Source organism: Pandoraea communis (assembly GCF_902459745.1).
In the GTDB taxonomy this organism is placed as follows: Bacteria; Pseudomonadota; Gammaproteobacteria; order Burkholderiales; family Burkholderiaceae; genus Pandoraea; species Pandoraea communis.
Window position 1 is genome coordinate 556,628 of record NZ_CABPSJ010000002.1, and the last position, 24,146, is coordinate 580,773.

Genomic DNA, 24,146 nt, shown 5'->3' on the forward strand with positions numbered 1-24,146 from the left:
GGTGGTCAGACACTTGAAATATACAGCATCGCTGTATATTATCCTCGCGTACCCGTCTGCGGAATGTAACGAATGTATGAAAAATGTTGAGGACTGGCATGCACAGCAATGACCCCAAAGCTGTTGTCGAGCGATTCAATTACGAAGTCATCCGTGATGGCAATCGGGAAAGCTTCGAGGCGCTCATGGCGCCCGACTTCATCAACTGGTCGGCACCGAGTGAGGCGACGCGAGGCGCCGAAACGATGTGGGCGACGTTTGCTTCCGTGCTGCGCCCGGCGATCGGGGGCATGAAGGTCCACATTCATGAGCAACTGTGCGACGGCGATAAGGTCACGACGCGAAAGTCGATCTCTGGCAAGCATGTCGGGCCGCTGCTTGGCGTGGAGGCCACCGGCGAGAATATTTCAATCGATGTAATCGACATCGTCCGTGTTCGGGACGGACGGTACGTCGAACATTGGGGTGTGAATACGCTTGCCGCCGTCGTTGCGCGACTTCACAAACAATGAGCGCTCGCAAAGTGGGTCGAGCTGACTCTCTCCCCGTCCAGACCGAAGATGCCGCATCCTTAGGAGAGTCGATTCGTGATGTCGTAAGCCGCCTCGTTAAGGTTGTCCGCGAGCAAACTGGTACGCACTCGAATGCGCAGAGCGAGACACTTTCGCTGCTGGAGCGCGCTGGCCCTGTCAGTATTTCAACACTCGCCGTGGGCCGGGCAGTGACTCATCAAACTATGCGGGTGATCGTAATGAAAATGGTCGAACAAGGGGTGGCAACCCTGAGGCAAGACACTGAAGACGGCCGCGCTTACATCGTGAACCTGACCGATAAAGGACGCGCACAGATTGCGCATGAGCGAACCACACGTTCGCAATGGCTTACTGATCAACTGATCAGGAAACTCAGCCGCGAAGAGCGTGCTTTATTGGAAGTTGCCGTTGGAACACTTCAGAAGCTGATTGACTAATGCCCCCTCGTGGCGCCCCCGTTATCGCTAACTAGGGGCTACCGCAAAATCGGAAGCGCTAGACGACGCGCCCCCCGCAAATCCCGGTGATTCCACTCGCCATCACGGATCACTAAAACTCGCATTCCGCCGTGCTCACAAGTCTCACGAAGGGGCCATTCAATGTCCGATTGTGGTGGTCGATAATGTTTCGCGCAGACAACACCGGCGTGTCCATGGAGGTATGCGCGTCGGCCACCAGCAAAGGTTGGAATCCCAAATCCGCTGCTGCCCGACAAGTTGCGTCGATGCAGTATTCCGTTTTCATTCCGACGATAACCAACTCGTTAACGGATGCATCCCGGAGCGAGTCCGCCAGTCCAGTGCCTAAAAAACAGTTAGGCCGGTTTTTGTCGAATACGGCGTCCGTCATCGCATCAACGGCCAAATCTCGCAGTAGTTGTGTCAGCGGGCTCCCAGGCTCAATGGGGGAACCTTGAGGGCCGGTATGTCGCGCAACGAAGATTGAAGCACCGGCTCGGCGAGCCTTTTCGATCAACTGGTTGATGTTGGCAAGAACTTGCGGCCCGTTGTGAGGCGTTTCTGGGCCATTAAACAGTCCGACTTGCATGTCAACGATTAAGAGGGCGCGGCGTTGAGGCTGAGGACCCTGCATTGCATTTCTCCTGGATTGTTGCCAGTGACGCACGGAGAAACTTCAAGGCCCCGTCCATCACTGGCGGGGCCTTGGGGCGATACGATATTTGAAACTCGCGCACCGACCTCACGGCCCGCCATAAGCGGTCGTGGTGATGGTAGTGGTAGTGAGAGCGAGGAAGTTCATGTCATGCATGATGCAGTAACCGCTTCAAGGCGTCAACGACCGTTGCATCACAATTAAGCTCGGTCGATTGGACTGGCGGCGACAGGCCGGGATGGCACCATAGCTGCCGTTTGAACGTCGATGGGCAGGCCGCGAACATCGCTTCCTGGCCGTCTAAAGACACTCCGGAATGGCGGTTTCCGACCCAGTTCGGCCCATCAGCCGGGCGCCAAGCCTAAGGCTGCTCTCCGGATAATAACGGTCATTCCCGCAGGCGAAGTCGATGGACAAGTAATCAGCCTATTTGCCTCGTCGACACCCTCAGCTAATTGCCGCATGAAGGAAGTACCCGAACATCGTTTCGACGCAGGCATGCCATTGGGTTAGCTATCGCGTAGGCTCGCGAAGGTCGAGCGAATATCGCCTACCAAAGCATGCGGATTTTCCAACGCGGCAAAGTGGCCGCCCCGCTCGTGCTCAGCGAAGTGCCGCACATCGCTGTAGCGTTGTTCAATCCAGCGTCGCGATTTACGCACCTGTTCGCCGGCAAGCATGGTGAATCCAGACGGCACGCCAATTGGACGATCGGTGCGAGCCGCAGAGGACCAGTTGGATCGCTTCAATTCCCAATAAAGTCGAGCCGACGAAGCTGACGCATTGGGTATCCAATACAACATGACGTCGTCGAGTATTTCGTCGAGCGTGAAGGAAGCTTCTGCGTTGCCTGCCGTACCACACGTGTCCTGGAACATTGCGTAAATCCACGCTGCCTGCGCGACTGGAGAATCTGCGAGCGCGTAGCCTATCGTCTGCGGTCGCGTCTGCTGCTGTTGAGCGTATCCGGATAGCGTGCTCCAGAAATACCTGGCACTGTCGAGCATTCTCTGTTCATCCGGCGTAGCGTCGCGCATTTCGTCTTGCGTGGGCATGAACATCGCGAAGTTCAGATGGATACCGATTAGCTCGGGGAGCGCCAGTGATGCGATTTCGTCGGTCACTCCTGCGCCAAAATCACCACCGTGCATAGCCCAACGGTCGTAGCCAAGCCGTCGCATCAGCTGAACGTAAGCACGCCCAATGCGCGACATGTCCCACCCGGGTTCACCTGGCTTGTCGGAAAAGCCAAATCCCGGCATCGACGGAATGATAAGGTGAAACGCCTGCCTCGGATCATCGCCCTGTGCGCTGGGATTGGTAAGCGGCGCTATCACCTTGCGGAACTCAAGCACAGAGCCGGGCCAACCATGCGCCATCAGCAAGGGAATCGCATCAGGTTCAGGTGACCGAATGTGAAGAAAATGGATGTCCAAGCCGTCAATGGTCGTCTTGAACTGTCCGAAGTCATTCAACATCGACTCGCAGCGACGCCAGTCGTAACCCTCTATCCAATGCGCGACGAGTGCCTGCAGCTTTAAAAGTTGCGGACCTTGGCTCGTGTCATTGACGGTTTCACGGTCTGGCCAGCGCACCCGCTGCAGTCGCTCACGCAACTCGGTCAGCTCCCGCTCAGACACATTGAGCTGAAACGGCTTGATCAGATCAATCATCGCTTGCTACCCCTGGTAATGTAGTGACGTTTCATGAAGTCGAGGAGCGATGTTGGTCGCACTGTCGGATATCGGTCATTTGCGATGTCGCACAAAGTCCCTTCGCCCGACATCATCGGTAGCAGATACAGGAGCGGCAGCATTGCCATCGGATGAGCACCGGCTTTCGCCATTTGCCGTAGTTCGGCATATCCGTCCGCAATCGACCCTCGGCGTACCGGACGAAGCGCGTTGCCCGTTGCTGTTGCATAGTCACCCGCAATCTGGGCAATGGTGCGACGGTCGCCTGCCACGGAAACCATCCTGTTAACCGTCACCGGATCCTCAACGGCAGCCACTGTCCATGCTGCAACGTCGTTCATGGAGGTGAAATCGAGAAGCACTTCGTCGTCGCCCCAGTAAGTGATCGTGCCCGCGTCGGCGTCGATCAGGCCGGGGTTGGAGAACACCGCCTCCATGAATCCACCGTTCAGGATGTGGGTATAGCCGATGCCACTTGGGGCGACCTTGCGATCGAAGGTCCGCCGCATGTCGAGGTAAGGGTTAATGCCTTCAGGAATCGAGAACAGGTTCTCAGAAAAGTCCGACGGAACAAATCGCCCAACGCCCGTCGCGAGCGCTGCTTCAAGCAACCGGGACTGGCCATCAATGATGGTGTCAGGGCCACCTTGCACTGCTGAAATAACGGTACCGACGCCTGCACAGGCGTGCTTGAGGCTGAGCGGGTCGTCCAGATCCATATTGACGACGGTTACGCCGTTCGCTATCCACACCCTTGCCCGATTGCCGTGTTTGCCTGCTGAACCGCCTCGAACACCCGCACGGATCTTCCTGCCGGGCCGTGTGCGAAGTAACGCATCGATGATTCGGTGACCCAGACCGCCGGCGGCGCCGGCGACCAGATAGCTCGCGTGTGTGTTTTCCATATCTCCCTCGGTTCGTCGTGACGCGCGGTGTAGGGCGTCAGGGAGAAGTCTAGGGCGTTCCACGTTTGAATATAAGATAGCTTAATCGCGACTCGCTGTTCCGGAAAACGACACGAAATGGACCAGGCCGACCTCATCATATTTCTCCGATTAGCTCACAGCGGAAGCCTTTCAGGCACGGCACGGACGCTGAAGTCCCCCAAATCATCCGTAAGCCGGGCGCTCTTACGATTGGAGACGGAAATTGGATCAGCGCTCTTCGACCGGTCCACACGACACTTCAGGCTGACTGACGCGGGAAAACTGCTACTGCCCTACGCGTCGCGGGTAGTTCACGACCTGCAGGAAGCACAGGCGATCATCGATGGTTACGCGGGGGAGCCACACGGGCTGCTACGTATTAACACAACGCAATCGTTCGCACAGGGACTCATTGCGCCCATGCTGCCTGACTTTCTAGACCGCTATCCGGAACTTACCGTCGAGCTGACCACGGACTCAAATTACGTTGACATCGCGCGCGAAGGTATCGACGTAGCGGTGCGCGTCGGTACACTTCCTGACTCGTCGCTCATCGCTCGCAGACTGCCACCTGTCGAATTGTGGCTATGCGCAAGTCCATCCTACTTATCGCGATCGGGCGTCCCGATGGAGGCAAATGAACTTCATGGACATAGGCTCGTCGTTCGGGAGGCCCCCACTAGTTGGGTCTTTCAGGATGGCCACACGGAATTGGCCCTACACCCGCGCGGTTCGGCAATCATCCCGGACGCGGCTGCGCAGAAGATTGTTCTTGAAGGCGGTGGCGGGATTGGTTTTCTTCCAAGCTACCTCGCAGCTCCCGCCTTGACGGCAGGTACCCTGGTGCGGGTACTTCCGTCATTGAGACGGGAACCGATTGAGCTTCACGCGCTGTATCCGACTCACCGCAGCATGTCAGCAAAGGTCCGCGCTTTCATTGATGCCCTTATTGGTCACCTTGATACAGTCAAGCTAACGTCCTCGCGCGACTAGCAACTGTCGTCCGCCAAACGAGCGCCGTGGCATCGATACCGGCAATTGACCCGAGGAAAAAAATCATGGACTGAACGTCGCTTAGCTGCGTGTAGCGGACCTTCGAATGTCCGGCTCCTTTCGCCGGTCGACTGACCGAAACTGGCCGGTTGCCGACGGTCGCGACGGACGGTTTGCGACCCACAACGGTCCGCCGCGTTTCTCCGAAGCGGACGTTCATCGCTGGACAATCCCTTACCCTGCAGTTCAATGAAGGCATCGTCAAACAATTTGATTGCCGCGCTTAACGATGGGCCGCCGCCGAATTCTGCACGAACGCCGAAATCACTTCGACGACATGATCGGCCAAGGGACGATTTGGGTCCGAATAAGCGGCGACGTTGTCTGTCCGGTCCTGCGCTCGTACCGCCTTGAGGACGTGATTTGCACTGGCGATGAGCACGAGTTCCGCCCGGGGATCTGCATGCTTCAGCAATTGCGCATCTCCGGGGCCGACCTGAAGATCTTGCAACCCCTGCACAATCAGTACTGGCTTTCTGTAACCTGCCAGAAGGGTCGTTGGTTCAACTGCCAATTCGCTCATGAGAAACCGCTGCACTCGCGGCCTGAACAACGGCATCAGTGAGGGATCGATTTTGGACGCGTCTACGGTTTGCCCTGCTTCGAGGGTGTCGAGTACCGACATCGCATTTTCCAAGATAGGAGCGTTCGCAGGGTTAGATCGAAGTTGTTCTCTCAATACCTTTCCGAGCGGGCGTCCGGCTGTGGATAACAGAATCAAACCGCAAATGTCGGCCGTGTGCTGTGCGGCTACCAGCGCCACCAATCCGCCCTCGCTATGGCCCAGCACCCATACGCAGGAGACACCTGTGCGCATTCGGATGGTCGTCACCCACGAGTGAACATCCGCCGCGTAGTCGTCGAGCGTGACGTCGTCTGCATCAGGTATCGCCGATGCACTACCGTACATGCCCCTTTTGTCGATTCGAACCGACGCGACGCCATGACTTAGAAGTCCGTCGGCGAGCAATCGGTACGTCGAAGCTCGAAGCCCATTGGGGCCATTGCCGTTCCGGTCGGTTGGCCCCGAACCCGGCACGATCAGAACCACTTGACCGCCTTGATTCCCAGGCGATAGTAGTGTGCCTTGCAAAGGCCCTGCGGGACCCGGCGCCTCGACGTTCGCCTGCACCGTCAGCGATGGAATTCCCGATTGGATAGCAGCAGCCAATGCGATAGTCGCGAGCATACCCATTCATGTCCTCTACGAGCGTCCAAACCACCCACAAGGCGGCCATTGATTGCCAACCGGGTTGGAGCCCCGACCGGTGTCCCTTGGTCGCCGAGACGAGGCGAGCACCGCCCACGCTGACACGAGTGCGTCCGTCTGCTCCAAGGTCCGCGACGCCTCGGGGATCCATTGGCCATACCGTCCTCCAAGAATCGCCGATGCCTTTAACGCATATTGAGCTTCGGTCTGCCCAGCTTCGTCGACCGTTCCTCGAAACGCCGCGAAGAAAAGCAGCCCGAGAGCCGATATGTCGTTAGGACAGATGTGGCGCAAACTGTCCGGCAGAGCGACAGACCGATGGAGACAGCCGGACAGCGTGCGCCTCCAAAGCTGCGCGCTACGCGGGTGGTTCGAAGCTTGCATCCCTAGCTCCTTTCTCCTGAGGACGATGCGTTGACCGCTTCCAGATTGTTGACGACGTAGGAGGCACCGTCGACTGTCCCTTCATGGCCGGTAACGGACATCAGTCGGATGCCTGTTTTCGCCCCTGAACAGCCCTCCGCTTCGGCAGAAATCGGTCGCTGAGGCGTACATTGCCGACCTGCTCAAGCAATTATTCTGGCCGAATTCCCGATTGAAAAGTTAGTCGAAATCGATCCTAAAGGCGCACTCATCTTCGTACTGCCGCGTTAATTCAACCAGGACTGAATTCGAAATTGCAGCCGTCAACGCAACCTTCAACTCCGGGGTGATGCCGTCCAGGTGAAAGGAAAACCACCACCCAGAAGACGCATCGACCCAAGACACAAATAGGTCTTCGTTGCTAGCGCCCCAAAACTGAACGTTCTTCGGAGTCGCCATAGAAGCTTGGTTAGTGATCATGTCACGGGGTATCGCGATCTGCTCGCCGTCGTCGCTCCAGTGAGTTACTCGCCCAGTTTCCGGATTGGCAAGCGAAAATCCAAGCTGCTCGAGCAACGCCTCGACGAAGCGAAAAATGTCCGGAAATGGGCCCTTCAGTAGGACCGTCAAAATAGGCTTTACCATGGCGCTTGCGAACTTCGGCATTGGTTAATCGTAGCCGTAGTTGTAACGGTGAGGTTGCGTCGACCGGTTGAATCCACAACCCAGAAATGGCGTTTAACCCGATGAAAAACGACCGGTTATTTAAATTTTTGAAAAAAGGCTATTGATCTCGATCGATATGATCATTATTTTATTAAACTCTCGTTGGTGCGTCACGAAGCAAAAAATAGTAGCAAACCGAATCCAATTAGGAAGCATCCGCTAACAAACTGAGATTGGATGACAGCGCGCCATCCTGGGTAGCCATATAGCACCGGCGGAGAAAATCGAGTCTTGCCAGCTAGGCGAAAGAACCAAGTACGCCACGTGTCTATGATCGAGAGCAGGCCACCAGCAAGGAGAAATAGCGAAACCACCCGAATCGCATTGAACTTAATCGGGATATCAAATACATGCACCACAACAAGCGCAAGCGCACCCATTAGCAGAAGTCCGAACAGGAACCGACAGAGCAAAGTCAGGCTCGTCTTGAGCCACTTTGGCGAGCCTCTCTCACCTTGAGGCAGGGGTGTCCATTTCATTCTTTTCTGTCAAATTTTTAGGGGCTACTAATTTATCACTATCTCGTTAAAAAAATCTGAGTCAATACAGTCGCGTTTCGTGAATTTTTCGCCGGGAGTTGAATCCTTCATAGTTGGTTTTCAATTTTCGACGATTTACGTCCCGAGGTCGAGCGATCGAAAATGGCCGGTTGCTGCCGGCCGCGGCGGGCGGTTTGCGACCCGTTACGGAAAGTCGGCCCACCGAAAAGTCGAGGACGTCGGTGCGTGGCACCAAATCAATCTATGACCTGTGGCTGGCTGCTGGCGTCATCAATTAGCACAAGCGGACCTGTATTCTTTGCAAGGTGACAGAGAACGGTCTTTATCAGCGATTCCCGGCCCTTTTCAAACCAGAGTTGCTGCGGCTCCTGATCACCTGAATACTCGTTGATGTTAAGCAGAGTCCATTCACCTTTGTCACCACCGAGTTCCGAGACAATAGAAGCCTGCCAAATGCAGCCGATTCCGTTGTCTCGAATTTCCACATTGAAGCCATGAAGTTGGGATAAGGCGGCCTTGACCTCGCATCCGGTCGGAAAGCGAGACGAGACGTTGGGGTGTGGAACCGCAAGCTCCTGTAGCCAAGTCTTCATTTCAGAGTCAAGCGGCCAAACCGTCCAGAGTATTCCCATTCTGTTGCAGCTCCACTCAACGTGATGCGGGTGATTGTCAACGATTCAGGTATTGATGTCGAATGGCCGGTCGTGGCCGAAGCGGACATCACCGCAGAGAAGCCAGATGAGCGCGTGGAGCCAGTGGGTGATGCAACGTAGAGTTGAGAAACGATCCCACGGCTGCTTTGCCTTAGTTGCCGCGTAGATATTTGACTCTCAGCGCGAACGCACGCTGACGGAGACGCTGAGAGCAGCCCCGTCTATCTTCCGATATGGTGAATAGCAAATCAGCGACCTCAGTGTCCAACGGCGCCCCCTGCTCAATCCAGCGTATGGCCAAGTTTCGCCAGTACTCACTTGGCCATCTCAGCCCAGCCAGGACAATCTCACGAGGTAATGATTCGCCAGGAGAGAATTCGTCGTATGGGCGTTCGAGCGGAAGAACTATCGATGGTGAACTCATTTGCTAACAATCCCGACAAATAGCTTCGATCCAGACTGCCGCGTTGGTTGAAGCGAATTGGTATGAAAATGGGTGTGGGGCCGAAGTTGTTTTCTATGCAGATGTATTCCTCAGGGCTGAATCGATCGACGCATCACGCTTATCTTAGCCTAGGATGGGTGACTGCTTCTGGCCGTCTAAAGACACTCCGGAATGGCGGTTTCCGCCCCTTCTCCGACATACCGTTCTGCGGGCGGAATGGCCGCTAACCGTAGTTGAGCCGTCAGATCGCGCCGTGTACATCAAAGATCGCGGAGAAAGTCAATCAATGCCGCGTTGACGACATCCGGCGCCTCCTGTTGCAGCCAATGCCCTGCTCGCGGAACGACCCGAGAAGCCGACAGCCTGGGCACGATCAGGGGCATGCCGTCGATAATTTCGTGCATGCCTGGCATTGCCAGACCTGTGTCTCGCTCGCCGACAAGGTACAGGGCGGGAACCTCGACGAGCAGGCCCTCGAAAGCCGATTGCACTTCCCAATTGCGATCGAGGTTGCGGTAGTAATTCAATCCACCGCGAAAGCCGGAAATGCTGAATGCTTGCACAAACTTGTCGAGGTCGGTGGGTGCGAGCCACGCGGGCAACAAAGGCGGATCAATCAGAGAGTCAAGGAGTCCACCGTTCCGCGGCACAAGTCCGAATGGATTGGGCGTATTTACGTCGCGGGCTCCGACGTCGCCTGATGCGGAAAAATAGATCTTGCGCAATGTCGCGGCAACGTCACGCTCAAGTTCGGTTTCGGCCAACCCAGGTTCGGAAAAGTAATGCGTATAGAACCACGTTTGGTCGGTCTGCGGAAAAAGCCGGCTCGGCGCCATCGGCGCGCGACCCATCATTGGCACCCCGAGCGCAACGACAGCGCGAAAGCGGTCAGGCCGAAGCAACGCGGCTTGCCAGGCAATGGTTGCACCCCAATCGTTTCCCACAACAACTGCGTCGCGTTCTCCGAGAATGTCAACGAGCGCCACCAGATCACCGACAACGTCTAACGTTGTGTACTGTCCAATTGCCGTTGGGCATTCGCTTGATCCGTAGCCACGCAGATCCGGTGCTATTGCGCGGAAGCCGGCGTGCGCAAGTGCCGCCAGTTGATGGCGCCAAGCATGCGAGGTCTCAGGAAAGCCGTGGCAAAGGAGCACCAACGGGCCGTCGCCCTGTTCAGCGACATGCAGGCGAATTCCGTTTGCTTCAATAAAGGTTTGACGGTATGCGGTCATGGTTGCTCTGGCAGAGATGTATGCACACAAGGATCCCGAGATAGCGTAACATCAAAAGTTGCACATTACCAAGCTTCAGAATATGCAACGCGATACCAGACTGGCTCGACTTCTGCACATCCTCATCCACATGCATCTTCGAGGAGGCGCGACCACCTCAGAGACGATTGCGCTGATGCTGCATACGAACCCCGTCTTTGTCCGCCGAACGATGGCTGCGTTACGCGAATCGGGGTACGTAAAGTCGACTGGTGGTCCAGGCGGAGGCTGGGCGCTCGCCTGTGACCTCGATGATCTTACGGTGAGAGATGTCTACGAGGCCATTGGACATACCGCGCCGTTTGTGATCGGCCTAGCCGAAGACAATCACACTTGTCCGGTGGAGGCGGCGGTAAATCGCCACATCAATGAGGCGTTGGGTTCAGCGGAAAATACGTTGCTTCAATTGCTTGGTGACAAGCGACTCTCCGAGATCGCGCACGACGTGACGTCGTCAAAGCCGCGCAAAACGAGTCGGTGATCTCGCGGACCAACGGCATGGGTGGCAATGGAGGCAAGCATCAAGCCCCTGGCCGATAGCGATTTGCGGCATGACGTGTGTCAGCTTCCAGCCCGCAAGCGGACGTGAAGTCTGTGCTAGCGCCCGGAAATCGGCCCAAATGTCTTACCGACAACGTCTACAGCGAAGTCAACGACCGCGCGAATCATTTGAGAACGCCTTAGGTCAGGATGCACGACCAGCCAGATTTCGCGCCGAAACGGCTCACCGTCGAATGGTAGAGGTTGCAACGAAGGATCATTCTCGCCGATAAACACCGGCAGGCCGGCAACACCGATACCCGTGCGGGCAGCAGCGTGCTGCATGGTGATATCACTCACTTCGCAAACAATGCGGCGACCTTGAGCAATCGATTGAAGCCACTTTTGATGCGGCATCTCAGCGTATTGCGCTTCGTATCCGATAAATGCCCATTCGTTCGGGTTCGATGCCGATGCATATTCCCGGCTTGCATATAGCGCAAAGGGCATTTCGCCGAGTTTGCGCGTTACGTTTTGAGGCTCCTCGGGGCGGAACAAGCGTATCGCGATGTCCGCCTCGCGACGTCCCAGCGACACACTTTGTGCTTGACTGGCAATCGCCAACCGAATGCCCGGGTGCAATTGCACGAACAGATGCAAGTGCTTTGCAAAAAGATTATTCGCGAGGACAGGCGGCACGCTGATCACCACAGTGCCCTGCATGGGCGCCTGTTCCGCCAGCGCGAGCCGTTCGATGGAGAACGAGTTCTCCTCTATCTTCTCAGCCACTTCGAGAACCTGCTGGCCCGCGGCGGTGAGCCGGCAGGCCCGTGGCATCCGGTCGACAAGGCGCATGTTCAGTTCGGCTTCGAGCGCGCTCAAGCGCCGACTGGCCGTCGCATGATCGACCTTCAGCCGGCGCGCGGCCGCCGAGATGCTGCCCGATTGTGCGATGGCGATGAAAAAGCGCAGGTTCTCCCAGTCGAACATCGGTGCGTTTTCTCCAATTAGCCGTGCGAGTTTACGGAATATTCGCACAGAAGGAGGTTCCCTACACTGCAACCTTTCGTATTCGAAGGATTCCCCATGCATACCCCATCAAGGCGCCGTCCCCACTTGGTCCAGATTGCGACATGCCTTGGCTTCGTCGTCGTGCTGATTGACGTCAGTGTCGTCAATGTCGCGCTTGACGCATTGCGGGCCGTCTTTCGCGCGAACGTCACGGGCCTGCAATGGGTCGTCAACGCGTACGCGCTCGTCTTCGCGTCATCGTTGTTGATGGCAGGCGCACTTGGCGACCGGCTCGGCACCAAACGCATATTCATGGCTGGCTACGCGATTTTCACGCTAGCGTCGATCGGCTGCGGCCTCGCGCAGTCCCTGGAGGCCTTGCTGGCATGGCGTCTCGTCCAGGGCATAGGCGCGTCGCTGCTGGTGCCGAACTCGCTGGCGATCCTGAGGCTGGCGTTCCATGACCCAGCCGCGCGCGGCCGGGCGATCGGTTGGTGGGGGGCCGGCGGCGGCATCGCGCTGGCCGCCGGCCCGGTGATTGGCGGGTTGCTCGTCACCACGCTCGGGTGGCGCAGCATCTTCCTGGTGAATGTGCCTGTCGGCATCGTCGGCATCTGGATGACGTGGCGCTTCGCGCCCGGCACCGATGCGCAACGCGACCGCAATCTGGACGTTCCTGGGCAACTGGCGGGTGCGCTAACGCTGGCCGCGTTCACTTACGCACTGACCGAAGCCAGCGCCCTTGGCTGGCAGAGCCCAGTCATTCTCGGCGCGCTCGCACTGAGCATTGCATCGGGCCTCGCGTTCGTCCGGCTCGAAGCGCGCAACCCCGTCGCGATGCTGCCGCCCGCACTGTGGCGGAACCGGACGATTCTAAGCACAACCGGCATTGGCGTAATCCTGAACCTCGCCTTCTACGGTGTCGTCTTCGCGTTGAGCCTGCTCTTTCAGACGATCTGGCATATGACGCCGGTACGGACAGGCGTGGCATTCCTTCCGATGATGGGCATCCTGATGGTCATGAATATCGTCGCGGGGCGACTGGCCAGCCGGATCAGCGCGCGTGCACTGGCAACGGCTGGCATGCTGATCTCCGCAGCCGGGTATCTGGCGATGATACCGGCGCTCTCCGCGCAGTCTCTCTGGGTGCTCGCATTGCCGATGCTGCTAGCAGGCAGCGGCGTTGCGCTTACCATTCCGACTATCACCCACGCGATGCTTGCTGCGGTAGACAGCACGCAGTCGGGCGTCGCATCCGGCTTGCTGAACGCGGCCCGCCAGATCGGAGGGGTGATGGGCGTCGCACTGTTCGGCTTCTTTGTACGTCACACGGAGACAGCGCTGTTCATGCACGGCGTCGAGCAGGCACTAGTGACTTCCGCCCTGCTGTTGCTTGTGGGGGCCGCGATAGCCTTACGAAACCTGAATACGGAGAGGCATACCGCTCGGCCGGGTGTGGCCGCTGGCAGCCTCGAAGCGGACATTTGAATGTCATGGCGTGGTGGCACGCCGCAGGCTGATGTTGACCGGAAGCGGTCTTGCGCCACTGGCCGCAACCCTCAGCAGATGTCCGCCTCTCTACATAGCAGCCGCTCAAAGTGGCGATCCGCGGATCGCCTTCGGGGGATAGCTCGCCAGCACGACAGCCGTGGTCACCGGCCCGAACTTCGCCAGCGTGTCGATCGCCACCTCCAGTTGCGCCATGTCTTCGACCGCAATCCGTACCACGAAGCAGTCTTCGCCTGTGATGCGATGCGCCTCGATGATTTCGGGCATTGCTTCGAAAGCATTCAGGCAATGTTTGATCTGGGCATGCGTGGTCCTGATCCGGACGATGGCTGCAATCCCACGGCCGACGAGACCGGGATTGATCCGTGCCGCATAACCTTCGATTACCCCTTGCTCCTCGAGTTGCTTTATACGGGCAGTGACGGCGGGTTGCGAAAGTCCGATCTGCTTGCCAAGTTCGGTGTTGCTGATACGCGCATTGCTCTGAAGAGCCTCTAATATTCGCCAATCCAGCCGGTCCAACGCTATCCGCTTAGGTTTCATTTGTGCAGTCTGGCAACTTCCGTCGATTTGACGGGTTGAGGCCGTTAGTTCATTTGATTTTGGATGTTGCCAGAATTCGTGCGCTTTTACACTGGAGGCTCATTCAATGATGGAGCGTTAGCAAATGGTCTACCCCGTGTTCGTTGTTCCCGGTATTGGAAATTCCGGCCCACTGCACTGGCAAAGTGTATGGGAGGCATCGCATCCCGACTGGCAGCGACTCGTTGTCGAAGACTGGGATCAGGTTGCATGCGACGATTGGGTATCAGCAATCGAACATCAATTGTCGCAAAGCGGCGACGACACTCTCATCGTGGCGCACAGCCTCGGATGCCTCGCGGTGGCGCATTGGGCGAGCCGATATTCGCCCCGAATTCGTGGGGCGCTGCTCGTCGCAGTGCCGGATCCTTCTGCATCGGCGTTTCCCGTGGCGGCCGCAACCGGATTTGCTCCTTTGCCATCGAAACAGCTACCTTTTCCTACTATCGTTGTATCCAGTTCCAACGACCCGTACGGCAGCGTAGCGCACGCAGGTCGCTGCGCGAAAGCGTGGGGCAGCAAGCTTGTCGAAGTTGGAGAGCGAGGACATCTCAATGCAGAGAGCAACCTGGGCGATTGGCCCGAAGGATTCAGACTGCTGCAATCGCTGGGCTAGGAAGGTTATTTAAACGGCTTCCGGCCTCGTCCCGGCGCATCGTCTACGCGACGTTCGCATTTGATCGACCACGGTAATAAATACACGCTGAGATCGAAGTACGGTCGGCTCCGGCGTCTGACCCGCAACGCGATTGCGAACGTCGAGGTCGGCTTTCTGGCTCAATGACGCGTGCAACGCGTCCGTCCGGCCTCATTCGACATCTTCTGTGTCCTCACACTTCTGGCCAACTTTATCCAAGGCGTTCCGCAGCCCTACCCGCAGGGCGCTCAACGCCCGACTCTTTTCCTCGAGTTCCTCGAGTTTTCTCTGTAGACATGCAACCTTCTGCCCTGTGTCAAAACCCGGGCTATCCCACACTTCGATAACCTTGCGAATTTCGGCGAGTGTGAAACCCAACGCCTTGGCGTGGATCACCAGTCGAATCCGCTGCAACGAAACTGCGGAATAGCGCTTGTAGGTATTCGTTGCGTGAGGTTGCGTTGGCGTTTCCAACAGCCCCAATCTTTCGTAGTAGCGAACCGTATCGCGAGATACACCCGCCTGCTTGCATAATTCACCAATGCGCATGCCGCCTCCATCGAAATCGTGAACCCACATTAGGACTTGACCGTTGTCTATAGTCAACGGTTTACAGTCCTACTCGTCTTTCACTCCTTCAGCACGTCATGACCACTCACTTCGACTTTCGCGGAAAGACCGCACTCGTCACTGGTGCATCATCCGGGATCGGACGGGCATTTGCATACGCGCTAGCAGAACGGGGCGCCAAACTTCTGCTGGTCGCACGCTCGCACGACAAGCTGCGCGATCTCACGGAAGAATTGCGACGCGACTTTGCGTGCGAAGCAGATTTTCTGACTGCCGACCTGAGCGCATCCGGTGCGGTAGACGCAATCGCCGACAACATCAAAGCATCAGGGACAATCGTCGATGTATTGATCAACAACGCTGGCTTTGCAGCATACGGGCGCTTCGAAACAATCCCTTTGTCGCGTCAACGCGATGAAATACAGGTGAACTGCGTGGCGGCGGTCGGGTTGACTCACCTTGTCTTGCCGGGAATGCTGGCGAAATCGGATGGCGTGGTCGTCAACGTTGCATCGACGGCAGCACTTCAGCCCGACCCGTACATGGCAGTCTATGGTGCCACGAAAGCGTTCCTGCTTTCGTTTTCCGAAGCTGTTTGGGCGGAGAACCGCCATCGTGGGGTCCGGGTCGTCGCCTTGTGTCCGGGTGCGACGCAAACCGGCTTCTTTGACGTGGTTGGCGCTCAGGAGGCGGCCGTCGGGACGCCAATGCCTATTGCCAAGGTGATTCAGGATGCGTTCCGGGCCGTGGACCGTAACAGAAGCCATCGCGTTGTCGGGACGCAAAACCGGCTCCTTGCCAATTTGCCCAGGTTACTGAGTCGCCAAGGCGTCGCTCGACTCGTTGAAAGAATCCTCAGACCGAGGCAATCTCGCGAACTCGACGCGACACCGAAACGGCTAGCCCCCCCACGGTAACCAATATGATGTGCGCGCCGGGCACATGAGCTATCAGGCCGAGGATGCCGCCAGCGCTAGACTGAACGCCGACGAGAAGCCCGCGACGCGCACTTCGACCAGCATCACTTCGGTGAGCGCGGCGACCATCGCGCCGTTATACATGCCGAAGAAGAACGAGAACCACAGCGGCACGCCAAGATATCCGGTCACCTTGCCGAACTGGTAACTCCCGTCAGCAAAAGTCGCCTTGGTGAGATTTCACTACATGGACGGAGACCCATACGTGATCATATTGTCAAAACGAAACGTATAGCTCCCTGCGCTATTGAGAAAGGCCTTGGCGCTTACATCAACTCAAAAAGAACGTCCTGTGCGCCCCCCCATAGAACCTCGACGCCCAACGGCCGAAGGTTCTCCTTACCCTTGACGATCGTCAGGAAGTGATTGCCTGCAAGCTGCCCCATCTTGCTGCTGAATGAACAGGAACCATAGGCCAGGATGATCTCCGTCTCGCTGAAGCCACCTGGATAAAATAGGATGTCACCCACCGACGGGTGACTGGTGTGATTCTCAAAGCCGACAGGTTTGCCATCGTTCTCAAGCCTGAACTCGCCGAGAGGGACCCAGCATCCCTCGCCGCTCCAGCGAACATGAATCAGTTTCTGCCGGTACGGCAAGAGGGACAGGAAAGCGCTCACCGTCTCGGGAGCATCCGGATTCGTCTCGGCTTCAAACACAAATCCGGCAGATGTCATACGTATGCGGGCCATGCAGGTTCTTCTCCTTATCGATATCGATCACGTCAACGCGCCATCGGATTTGCGGTGCGTCCAGCCAGTCAGTCTTTGTTCCACGAGTGCGGAGATCGCGTAAAGGACAACGCCCAGAATCGCGAGGATAAAAAGGCCGGCAAACACAAGCGTCACGTCGAAATTGCCGCTCGCGATCATCATGACGTTGCCGATGCCTTTATTCGATGCCACGGTCTCGGACAACACCGAGCCCACGAACGCAAGCGTGATAGCAATCTTCAGCGACGCGAAGAGATACGGTAAAGCTCGCGGCAACCCGACGTTCCAGAGTACGTCGGTGCGGCTCGCCCCGAGTACCTTCAGGACGTCCTCAAGTTCGGGTTCCGTCGTAGCCAACCCGGTGGCGACATTCACGACGACCGGAAAGACACTGATGATCATTGCGGTGAGCACGGCGGGTACTGTGCCCGATCCGAACCACACGACGAAGATAGGCACCACGGCGACTTTGGGGATGCTGGAGAATCCCACCAGCAGGGGATAGGCTGCGTCGTAGGCCACGCGCGACGAGCCAATGACGACACCGATGAAAACGCCGGCAGCCACGCCTAATGCAAAACCCAGCACAGTGGTCACCAACGTCTGCATCACATGCGGCCACAACAGCGGCATCTTCACGACCATGTCGACGATGATCTGGCTCGGACGCGGCAACACCAGATCGGAGACGTGGAATACGAGACAGGCCAGCTCCCAGATCAAGAAGAATCCGATCAATGCGCCGGCGGACAGCAGGTTGCGGCGCAATCGGTGCGAGGATGTCTTCATACTTCCTCCGGCGTCTGAAAGACCGGCATGGGCGACAAGGCCACCTGCGATGGCGTTGCAGGCGCTACGGTAGAGCGTGCTTCGGCGATACGCATGCGCAGTTGTTGCACGAGCGCCGCGAACTCCGGCGCGTAGCTCTCTTCGAGCGTGCGCGGGCGATCGAACACCACCTCACGCTCTTCAAGGATGCGACCGGGCCTCGAACTCATCACGCAAATGCGATTCGCGAGATAGGCGGACTCACGCAAATCATGCGTCACCAGCAGCACCGTTGGACGTGCCTTTATCCACAATGCCTGCATGATGTCCCACAGTTCCTCACGCGTGAACTGATCGAGTGCGCCGAAGGGTTCGTCGAGCAGCAGCAAGTCCGGCTCGTGGATCAGCGCTCGGCATAGCGATGCGCGTTGCAGCATGCCGCCCGACAGTTGCCACGGCCGCTTGTGCCCGAAGTCCTTCAACCCGACTTGCGCGAGCAGCGCCTCCGCCCGGTCTGCGAACTCCGTTTTCTTCTTGCGCGCATATTGCGAACGAAACGGCGCCACGATCTTGAGCGGCACCATCACGTTTTCCCGAATGGTCAGCCACGGCAGCATCGTCGGATTCTGGAACGCGAGACCGATGCGCGTCTTCTCCGTGCCTGCCGCCCCCAACTCACGACCACCAATGATCACGGCGCCCATAGTGGGCTTGATCAGCCCTGCGACGAGCTTGAGGATGGTCGACTTGCCGCAGCCACTCGGTCCGACCAGCGCCACGAAATCCCCCTTCTCGATCTGCAGGCGTGTGCGCTCGAGTGCGATCGTGCCGCCCTCGCCACCGTAGCGCACGCATACGTCCGAAAGGTCAATCAAGGATTGATTCACGTTGATTCCTTCTCGAAGTCCCCCCGCGACGACCGCGGGCGGCTCGGATTACAAGGTATTGCCGAACACGCTGCCAACGTCGACCGGCTCGGCGGTCGGACGCACGCCTTCCGGCGTCTCGAGAATGGCGCTGATGTAATGCTCGGTGTTGCGTGCTCTCGGTGTGGGCATCATCTGCACGCGCTTCACCGACTTGCCCCAGCCGGCGGCTTCCTTCACGAGCTTTCCGTCGCGCATGACGAAACGTCCGCGAACGAGCGTGTGCAGCGGATAACCCTTTACCGCGCGTCCATGCCAGGGCGATATCTTGCTGATGCTCTGCAACTGGTTTTGCGAGAGCACGCCCGCGCGGTTCATGTCGACGATGACGATGTCGGCATGCGCCCCCGGTGCAATGACGCCCTTCGGCCCGTAGATGCCCCAGGCTTTCGCCGGGTTGACCGCACTCCAGCGCACGTAGTCCATCAGTGTTGCGCGTTCCCGATTGACTTCGGTCAGCATCAATGCCATCTGGGTTTCGACGCCGGGGAAGCCGCAGTCACACTCCCAGATGTTCGCGCTGGTCTTCTCTTCAGGTGTGTGCGGCGCATGGTCGGTCGCAATCATGTCGATCGTGCCGTCGAGCAAGGCTTCCCAAAGCGGATCGTTATTGCGCGCGTCACGGATCGGCGGGTTCAGCCGCATGATCCCGCCCAGCTTGCGCATGTGGTCGGTATTCAGCAGCACGTATTGCGGACACGTTTCTGCCGTCACGTCGACACCGCGCCGCTTGAAATCACGCAGCACGAAGAGCGAATCCGCCGAGCTGTGATGCGCGATGTGTACACGAGCACCGGTCCATTCAGCGAGTGTCAGCACGCGCGTGATGGCCTCGATCTCCGCGACGGCGGGACGTGCGGCAAGATGCGCAAGCGCGTCGATGCGACCGGCGTCCTGCATGCGCTGCTGACGGCGGAACAGAATGGAAGAGTTCTCCGCATGCACAACCGTGCGAATGCCCAGAGGCGCGAGCTTCTCGAACCCCTCGAGCAAAGCACCGTCTGTCGGCGCAGGCAGGTTGCCGAAGGTGTTGCCGACAAAGGCCTTGAAACTCGTCACGCCACCGTCGATCAGCGCCTCGATCCGATCGATGGTGTCGTCGCCCAGCAGCCCGTGAATACCGAAATCGACATACGACGACTCCGCCGCACGCAGTTTCATTTGCAGCGCGTCGAGCGTGCCTGTGGCTGGCTTTGTGTTCGGCATGTCGAACACCGTCGTGACGCCTCCGCATGCCGCGGCAGCGGACCCCGTCTGCCACGTTTCCTTGTGCGCATAACCGGGATCACGGAAGTGCACATGACTGTCGATCGCCCCCGGCAACAGATACAGCCCATCGGCATGCAGTTCCGCGCGAGCGGATGGCATGAGATCGTCGTGACCGACCGCCACGATGTTCTCGCCGTCGATCGCGACCGACGCCTCGATGATTCGGTCCGGCGACACGATTTTCGCGCCGCGAATCACTAGATCGATCTGACTCATCTTTTTCTCCCCTCAGAGCATTGCCCAACCGCCGTCTACCGGCAGGTCGATGCCCGTGATCTGTCGTGATACGTCGCTTGCGAGGAACAGGCATGCGTTCGCAACGTCTTCGTCGGTCGAAACCCGCTTGAGTGCGTAATCCTGTGCGTGCTTTTCCATCGCCTGCTCGAGACTGATCCCCAGCGAGCAGGCCATCTCCGCGCAAACCTTCTCGCGAAAACGTGGACCGTCCACCATCCCGGGCGCCACACAGTTGACATTGATGTTGTGCACGCCCGCTTCGAGCGCAAAACTCTTGGTGACGCCGCGCAGCCCCCACTTCGACGCGGAATACGCCATGCGGCCGGCGCGACCGCGCATGCCGAACGTGCCACCGACGTTGACGACCTTGCCGTAGCGTTGTTCGATCATCGCCGGCATCACGGCGCGAATCGCATTGAAGGCCCCGGTCACATTCACGCGAAGAATGTCGTCGAACTCGGCTTCCGTCGTCTCCCAGCCCCGCTTGCCGATCGGGCCCGAGCCGCCTGCCACGTTCACCAGTACGTCGATCCGGCCGAAAGTGGAAAGCGCCTTCGCCGCCAGTGCATCGGTATCTGCACCGTTGGTGAGATCGCATCGCACAACGATGACCTCCCCATCCATGCGGCGCACTTCGTCAGCCACCCGTTCGATCGCAGCCGTATCCCGGCCGGTGAGAATCAGCTTCGTGCCTTGTGCGGCGAATGCCAGCGTGACGGCACGGCCCATGCCTTTTGCTGGCCCCGTGATGATGGCGACTTTGTTTTTCAGGTTCAGGTTCATATCAGTTCCTGGCAAGATCGGAGCGAGCGGACATCGCCGACGGACGATCCGCGCGCGGAGGCAAAAAGCTGGCGTCGAATACTTCGGCCGGCGTTGGCGTGCGTTGCAGCTTCCCGGCATCCACGATCGTCGAGATACCACGCTTCAGGCGGGTCTGATCGACGTCGCCCAGACCGAGCTTCGCGATCTCCGGATGGCTCATATCGTTGCGCATAGTGGCCAACAGCTTCTGCTTTTCCACGTCGCGATTGAGCAGTGGTTCACGTTTCATCACGGCATCGACGCCTGCATCGGGATTCGCAATGACGTCGCGAATGCCGTGATTCAACGCCGCAAGAAAACCACGTACCGCATCCGGATGCGCCTTGACGAAATCGCGCGCGAAGAACACGGTGTTCGAGTAAAGGTCCACGCCGTGGTCACCGTAGCGGATGAACCGCAGATCGCGCGACGCATCAATGCCCATGGCCTTGGCGCTGAAGGTTATGGTTGTCGCGTAGCCGAACACGGCATCGACCTGGCCGCGCATCAGCATCTGTTCACGCAGGTTGGGCGCCATATTGGTGATATGAACGCTCGACGCGTCGATCTTTGTCAGGCGGGCAAAGGCCGGAAAAAGCTTGAGCGCGCCGTCGTTGGCGGGTGCGCCGACGGTCTTTCCGGCGAGGTCGGCGGGCACTTTGATCGGGCTGTCATTCTTCACGACGATGACGAATGGCGGCGTGTTGTACAGCACGTCCACCGCAACCGGTGCACGCGCCGGGTCTTTGGCTGCCATTTCTATGACCGCATTGAGATCGCCGAAGCCCGCCTGATACGCGCCGGCCGCAACCTTCGGGATCGATGCGCTCGAACCTTCGCCTTGGTCGAACGTGACGTCGAGCCCTTGTTGCTTGAAATAGCCACGATCTTGTGCGAGGAAGAACCAGGCTTGCGGGCCTTCGTACTTCCAGTTCAGCACCACCTTGATTGGCGTGTCTGCGTGCGCCGTGCCAGGCAACGTGCCGATGGCGACGCCACCGGCCAGTATCGCGGTCGCGAATGCGCGACGAATGTGGTGAAACATGACCATGAACTCCTATCGTTTGGTTGAATGCGGTTCAGTCGATTGCGGTTGGGTCGAGAGCGATTCGACCAGGCGATCGGCACGCGAGACGAATCCGTGCAGTTGTTTGACGATGAAATGAATGGCGCGTGTCACATAGGCGGGCGACGACGTGGCACACGCGTCTTCGAGCAGCACGCAGTCGTAGCCGATGAACGCCGCGTCCTGCAGCGTCGAGAACACACAGCGATCGGTGTTGATGCCCGCAAACAGGAGAGTCGTGACACCGAGATTGCGCAAGATCGAATCGAGTTCGTTGTCCCAGAAGCCGCTGAGGCGGTGCTTTTCCACCGAGATATCCGTCGATGCGACCGTAAGCTCCTGGACGACCTGCGCCCCCCACTCACCCCGCACAAGCGCAGGGCCTCGATCGATCGGTGACGTGTCGCCATAGCCCACGCCGTCGTGCGAGCGCTTGCCTTTGAATTGCACCGTAGCGCTGAGATTGCGAAGATCCGCGCGAACGCCCCAGTTCAGCCAGACGACGTTGCCTCCGGCCTTGCGCCACGTTGGCAACAGTCCGGCAATGACAGGGATCGGTTTGCGCGCGGCTTTGACGCTCACGCCTTTCTGGGCGAACCAGCCATCGCTGTGACAGAAGTCGTTTTGCATGTCGATCACGATGAGAGCGCTACGCGCGACGTCAATCTCGATCGGCTGCGGCGCGGCATCCATTGCGACGGGGCGCGGCTTCACCACGCGACGCACAAGACTGATGTGTGAGCCGTTGACGGTCCACGCGCTATGGACAGACGGGCCACAAGCAAACTCGTCTATAGCTGGGGATATTTGTGCGGATGAGGGGAGGGTTTTCTTTTTCATGCTGCTTCCAATGCAGCATGCGTGCCATACTCCGCCCACAGAAGTAGCCTTTTTAGCAGCCGACCGTTGCCGTATCGGCAACAGTCGGCGATGCGCCGAATGGCCACACGTCGAAGGGCACGCTCGGTTCCGGTGCCGGTTCGCGGATCCGGCAGCCGTCGGACAGTGCACACCCGGCATGGTGATGTTCTGCGCTTTCGCCTTGATGCCTTAGCGGCGATCCTTGCCGGTGCGTCATGCCCTATCAGGCAGCAAAGAAGCGCACTCTCGGTGCATTTTCCTCATGTGCCGGGCTAGCCTGTAGATGGGGCTGAACGGAATCTTCAGTAGCGGCGTACCCAATCATGAACCACCTGCGCTTTCTCCATTACGTCGACGAAGTCGCCCGCACCGGGTCCGTGCGGCAAGCATCGGAACGCCTGCATGTCGCACCTTCTGCAGTGTTGAGAAGGATTCAGGACATCGAGGATGAGCTTGGCACGGCCATTTTTGAACGGCTGCCGCGAGGTATGCGGCTAACGGCTGCGGGCGAGCTGTTCATTCACTACGTGCGGACAAGTTCGGCCGATCTGGAGCGCGTCAGGTCAGAAATTGAAGATTTGCAGGGTTTGCGCCGTGGCTCGGTACGGCTGGTCGTGAGCCAGGCGTTGGCGCCGACATTTTTGCCGAAGGTGGTCGCGTCGTTTCGGGAGCGCCACACACTGGTGGGTTTTCAGATACGTGTGACGGATCACGTGCAGGCACTGAGCGCACTGAGAAATTTCGATACGGATCTGGCGTTGATCTTCAATCTGGCAGACGAATCGGATCTGGAGCGCATCGTTGAGCTGGAGCAACGATTGTGCGTGATCATGCATCGCGACCATCCGCTCGCCAAGGTGCCCGGACCGCTGAAGCTGCGGGATTGCGCAGACTATCCGCTCGTCATGCCGAACCGGGAAATCGGCGGCAGGCAACTGCTCGACCGCTTTCTTTCACGGCGTTCGTTCAGGCTACAACCCGTCGTCGAATGCAACAGCTTTGAATTCTTGCGTGGCTATCTACAGTACGAGCAGGCCCTCAGCTTCCAGATCTCTGTCGGCGCGGTAAACGACGGTGGCCCGTTCGCTTCGCGCGATATCGAGGATCGGAGTTTCCCAAAGGGCAAGCTGGCACTGGCGGCCCTGCGCGGCCGTCAATTGCCGGTGATCGCCTATTCGTTCATTGAGCATCTCAAACTTGAACTCGAAAGAGCCGCCGTCGAACACGGCACGTAGCGAAGTGCCAG

General features: G+C 58.2%; 25 protein-coding genes and 1 pseudogene. 8 read left to right on the forward strand and 18 right to left on the reverse strand.

What is annotated here, in order from left to right; translation table 11 throughout:
- Positions 1-98 precede the first annotated feature (98 nt).
- Complete coding sequence (locus tag PCO31110_RS09010) at positions 99-512, forward strand: ester cyclase (protein ID WP_010806103.1); 414 nt, start codon at positions 99-101, stop codon at positions 510-512.
- The gene (locus PCO31110_RS09015; protein ID WP_010806104.1) at positions 509-970 is read left to right on the forward strand and encodes a MarR family winged helix-turn-helix transcriptional regulator; all 462 of its coding nucleotides are present in this window, start codon (positions 509-511) and stop codon (positions 968-970) included. The genes PCO31110_RS09010 and PCO31110_RS09015 overlap by 4 nt, the downstream gene beginning before the upstream one ends.
- Positions 971-1,082: 112 nt before the next feature.
- On the opposite strand, the gene PCO31110_RS09020 is transcribed toward PCO31110_RS09015, so the two are convergent.
- The 3 genes from PCO31110_RS09020 to PCO31110_RS09030 form a co-directional block, all read right to left on the reverse strand.
- The gene (locus tag PCO31110_RS09020) at positions 1,083-1,625 is read right to left on the reverse strand and encodes a cysteine hydrolase family protein (protein ID WP_010806105.1); all 543 of its coding nucleotides are present in this window, start codon (positions 1,623-1,625) and stop codon (positions 1,083-1,085) included.
- A 530-nt stretch (positions 1,626-2,155) separates the two neighbouring features.
- On the reverse strand, positions 2,156-3,319 hold the full coding sequence (locus PCO31110_RS09025) for an epoxide hydrolase family protein (RefSeq protein WP_150690201.1): 1,164 nt from the start codon (positions 3,317-3,319) through the stop codon (positions 2,156-2,158).
- Entirely contained in the window at positions 3,316-4,245 is a 930-nt protein-coding gene (locus tag PCO31110_RS09030) for an NmrA family NAD(P)-binding protein (protein ID WP_150690202.1), read from the reverse strand. The genes PCO31110_RS09025 and PCO31110_RS09030 overlap by 4 nt, the downstream gene beginning before the upstream one ends.
- Before the next feature lie 117 nt (positions 4,246-4,362).
- On the opposite strand from PCO31110_RS09030, the gene PCO31110_RS09035 reads away from it, so the two are divergent.
- Positions 4,363-5,259, forward strand: a complete 897-nt coding sequence (locus PCO31110_RS09035) for a LysR family transcriptional regulator (protein ID WP_010806108.1) — start codon at positions 4,363-4,365, stop codon at positions 5,257-5,259.
- 283 nt (positions 5,260-5,542) lie between these two features.
- Here the strand turns inward: PCO31110_RS09035 and PCO31110_RS09040 are convergent, their stop codons facing one another.
- The 4 genes from PCO31110_RS09040 to PCO31110_RS09060 form a co-directional block, all read right to left on the reverse strand.
- Positions 5,543-6,508, reverse strand: a complete 966-nt coding sequence (locus tag PCO31110_RS09040) for an alpha/beta hydrolase (RefSeq protein ID WP_150690203.1) — start codon at positions 6,506-6,508, stop codon at positions 5,543-5,545.
- 624 nt (positions 6,509-7,132) lie between these two features.
- The gene (locus PCO31110_RS09045; protein ID WP_010806110.1) at positions 7,133-7,558 is read right to left on the reverse strand and encodes a hypothetical protein; all 426 of its coding nucleotides are present in this window, start codon (positions 7,556-7,558) and stop codon (positions 7,133-7,135) included.
- Positions 7,559-8,354: 796 nt separating this feature from the next.
- Positions 8,355-8,711 (reverse strand): hypothetical protein, encoded by a 357-nt coding sequence (locus PCO31110_RS09050; RefSeq protein WP_150690204.1) that lies wholly within the window; start codon positions 8,709-8,711, stop codon positions 8,355-8,357.
- Between the two features lie 765 nt (positions 8,712-9,476).
- The gene (locus PCO31110_RS09060; protein ID WP_150690205.1) at positions 9,477-10,451 is read right to left on the reverse strand and encodes an alpha/beta fold hydrolase; all 975 of its coding nucleotides are present in this window, start codon (positions 10,449-10,451) and stop codon (positions 9,477-9,479) included.
- An 82-nt stretch (positions 10,452-10,533) separates the two neighbouring features.
- Between PCO31110_RS09060 and PCO31110_RS09065 the strand changes: the two genes are divergently transcribed.
- Positions 10,534-10,971 carry an Rrf2 family transcriptional regulator gene (locus PCO31110_RS09065; RefSeq protein ID WP_010806113.1) on the forward strand — a complete coding sequence of 146 codons (438 nt, stop codon included), beginning with the start codon at positions 10,534-10,536 and terminating at the stop codon, positions 10,969-10,971.
- 116 nt (positions 10,972-11,087) lie between these two features.
- Here PCO31110_RS09065 and PCO31110_RS09070 read toward each other — a convergent pair whose 3' ends face one another.
- On the reverse strand, positions 11,088-11,960 hold the full coding sequence (locus PCO31110_RS09070; protein ID WP_150690206.1) for a LysR family transcriptional regulator: 873 nt from the start codon (positions 11,958-11,960) through the stop codon (positions 11,088-11,090).
- Positions 11,961-12,056: 96 nt separating this feature from the next.
- Between PCO31110_RS09070 and PCO31110_RS09075 the strand changes: the two genes are divergently transcribed.
- Positions 12,057-13,469: an MFS transporter gene (locus PCO31110_RS09075; RefSeq protein ID WP_051126142.1), complete on the forward strand. Its 1,413-nt coding sequence runs from the start codon at positions 12,057-12,059 to the stop codon at positions 13,467-13,469.
- 105 nt (positions 13,470-13,574) lie between these two features.
- On the opposite strand, the gene PCO31110_RS09080 is transcribed toward PCO31110_RS09075, so the two are convergent.
- A complete protein-coding gene (locus PCO31110_RS09080; RefSeq protein ID WP_036661580.1) occupies positions 13,575-14,033 on the reverse strand; it encodes an Lrp/AsnC family transcriptional regulator in 459 nt (152 codons plus the stop codon).
- Positions 14,034-14,157: 124 nt separating this feature from the next.
- Between PCO31110_RS09080 and PCO31110_RS09085 the strand changes: the two genes are divergently transcribed.
- On the forward strand, positions 14,158-14,688 hold the full coding sequence (locus PCO31110_RS09085) for an RBBP9/YdeN family alpha/beta hydrolase (protein WP_150690207.1): 531 nt from the start codon (positions 14,158-14,160) through the stop codon (positions 14,686-14,688).
- A 192-nt stretch (positions 14,689-14,880) separates the two neighbouring features.
- Here PCO31110_RS09085 and PCO31110_RS09090 read toward each other — a convergent pair whose 3' ends face one another.
- Positions 14,881-15,258, reverse strand: a complete 378-nt coding sequence (locus PCO31110_RS09090; RefSeq protein WP_036661583.1) for a MerR family transcriptional regulator — start codon at positions 15,256-15,258, stop codon at positions 14,881-14,883.
- A 98-nt stretch (positions 15,259-15,356) separates the two neighbouring features.
- Between PCO31110_RS09090 and PCO31110_RS09095 the strand changes: the two genes are divergently transcribed.
- Positions 15,357-16,196 (forward strand): SDR family NAD(P)-dependent oxidoreductase, encoded by an 840-nt coding sequence (locus PCO31110_RS09095; RefSeq protein WP_150690208.1) that lies wholly within the window; start codon positions 15,357-15,359, stop codon positions 16,194-16,196.
- A 48-nt stretch (positions 16,197-16,244) separates the two neighbouring features.
- On the opposite strand, the pseudogene PCO31110_RS25640 reads toward PCO31110_RS09095, so the two are convergent.
- The 8 genes and pseudogenes from PCO31110_RS25640 to PCO31110_RS09130 form a co-directional block, all read right to left on the reverse strand.
- A pseudogene (locus PCO31110_RS25640) lies at positions 16,245-16,376 on the reverse strand (citrate-proton symporter); the annotation flags it as partial.
- 146 nt (positions 16,377-16,522) lie between these two features.
- Complete coding sequence (locus PCO31110_RS09100) at positions 16,523-16,948, reverse strand: DUF3830 family protein (RefSeq protein ID WP_150690209.1); 426 nt, start codon at positions 16,946-16,948, stop codon at positions 16,523-16,525.
- A gap of 27 nt (positions 16,949-16,975) precedes the next feature.
- Positions 16,976-17,758 (reverse strand): ABC transporter permease, encoded by a 783-nt coding sequence (locus tag PCO31110_RS09105; protein ID WP_150690210.1) that lies wholly within the window; start codon positions 17,756-17,758, stop codon positions 16,976-16,978.
- The gene (locus tag PCO31110_RS09110; protein WP_246189784.1) at positions 17,755-18,624 is read right to left on the reverse strand and encodes an ABC transporter ATP-binding protein; all 870 of its coding nucleotides are present in this window, start codon (positions 18,622-18,624) and stop codon (positions 17,755-17,757) included. The genes PCO31110_RS09105 and PCO31110_RS09110 overlap by 4 nt, the downstream gene beginning before the upstream one ends.
- Positions 18,625-18,672: 48 nt before the next feature.
- Complete coding sequence (gene allB / locus PCO31110_RS09115) at positions 18,673-20,148, reverse strand: allantoinase AllB (RefSeq protein ID WP_150690212.1); 1,476 nt, start codon at positions 20,146-20,148, stop codon at positions 18,673-18,675.
- A gap of 12 nt (positions 20,149-20,160) precedes the next feature.
- Complete coding sequence (locus PCO31110_RS09120) at positions 20,161-20,952, reverse strand: SDR family NAD(P)-dependent oxidoreductase (protein WP_150690213.1); 792 nt, start codon at positions 20,950-20,952, stop codon at positions 20,161-20,163.
- A gap of 1 nt (position 20,953) precedes the next feature.
- Positions 20,954-22,018 (reverse strand): ABC transporter substrate-binding protein, encoded by a 1,065-nt coding sequence (locus PCO31110_RS09125; protein ID WP_150690214.1) that lies wholly within the window; start codon positions 22,016-22,018, stop codon positions 20,954-20,956.
- Between the two features lie 12 nt (positions 22,019-22,030).
- On the reverse strand, positions 22,031-22,879 hold the full coding sequence (locus PCO31110_RS09130) for a cysteine hydrolase family protein (protein WP_150690215.1): 849 nt from the start codon (positions 22,877-22,879) through the stop codon (positions 22,031-22,033).
- 344 nt (positions 22,880-23,223) lie between these two features.
- Here PCO31110_RS09130 and PCO31110_RS09135 point away from each other — a divergent pair, with 344 nt between their 5' ends.
- Positions 23,224-24,135, forward strand: a complete 912-nt coding sequence (locus PCO31110_RS09135) for a LysR family transcriptional regulator (protein ID WP_150690216.1) — start codon at positions 23,224-23,226, stop codon at positions 24,133-24,135.
- Positions 24,136-24,146: the final 11 nt, after the last annotated feature.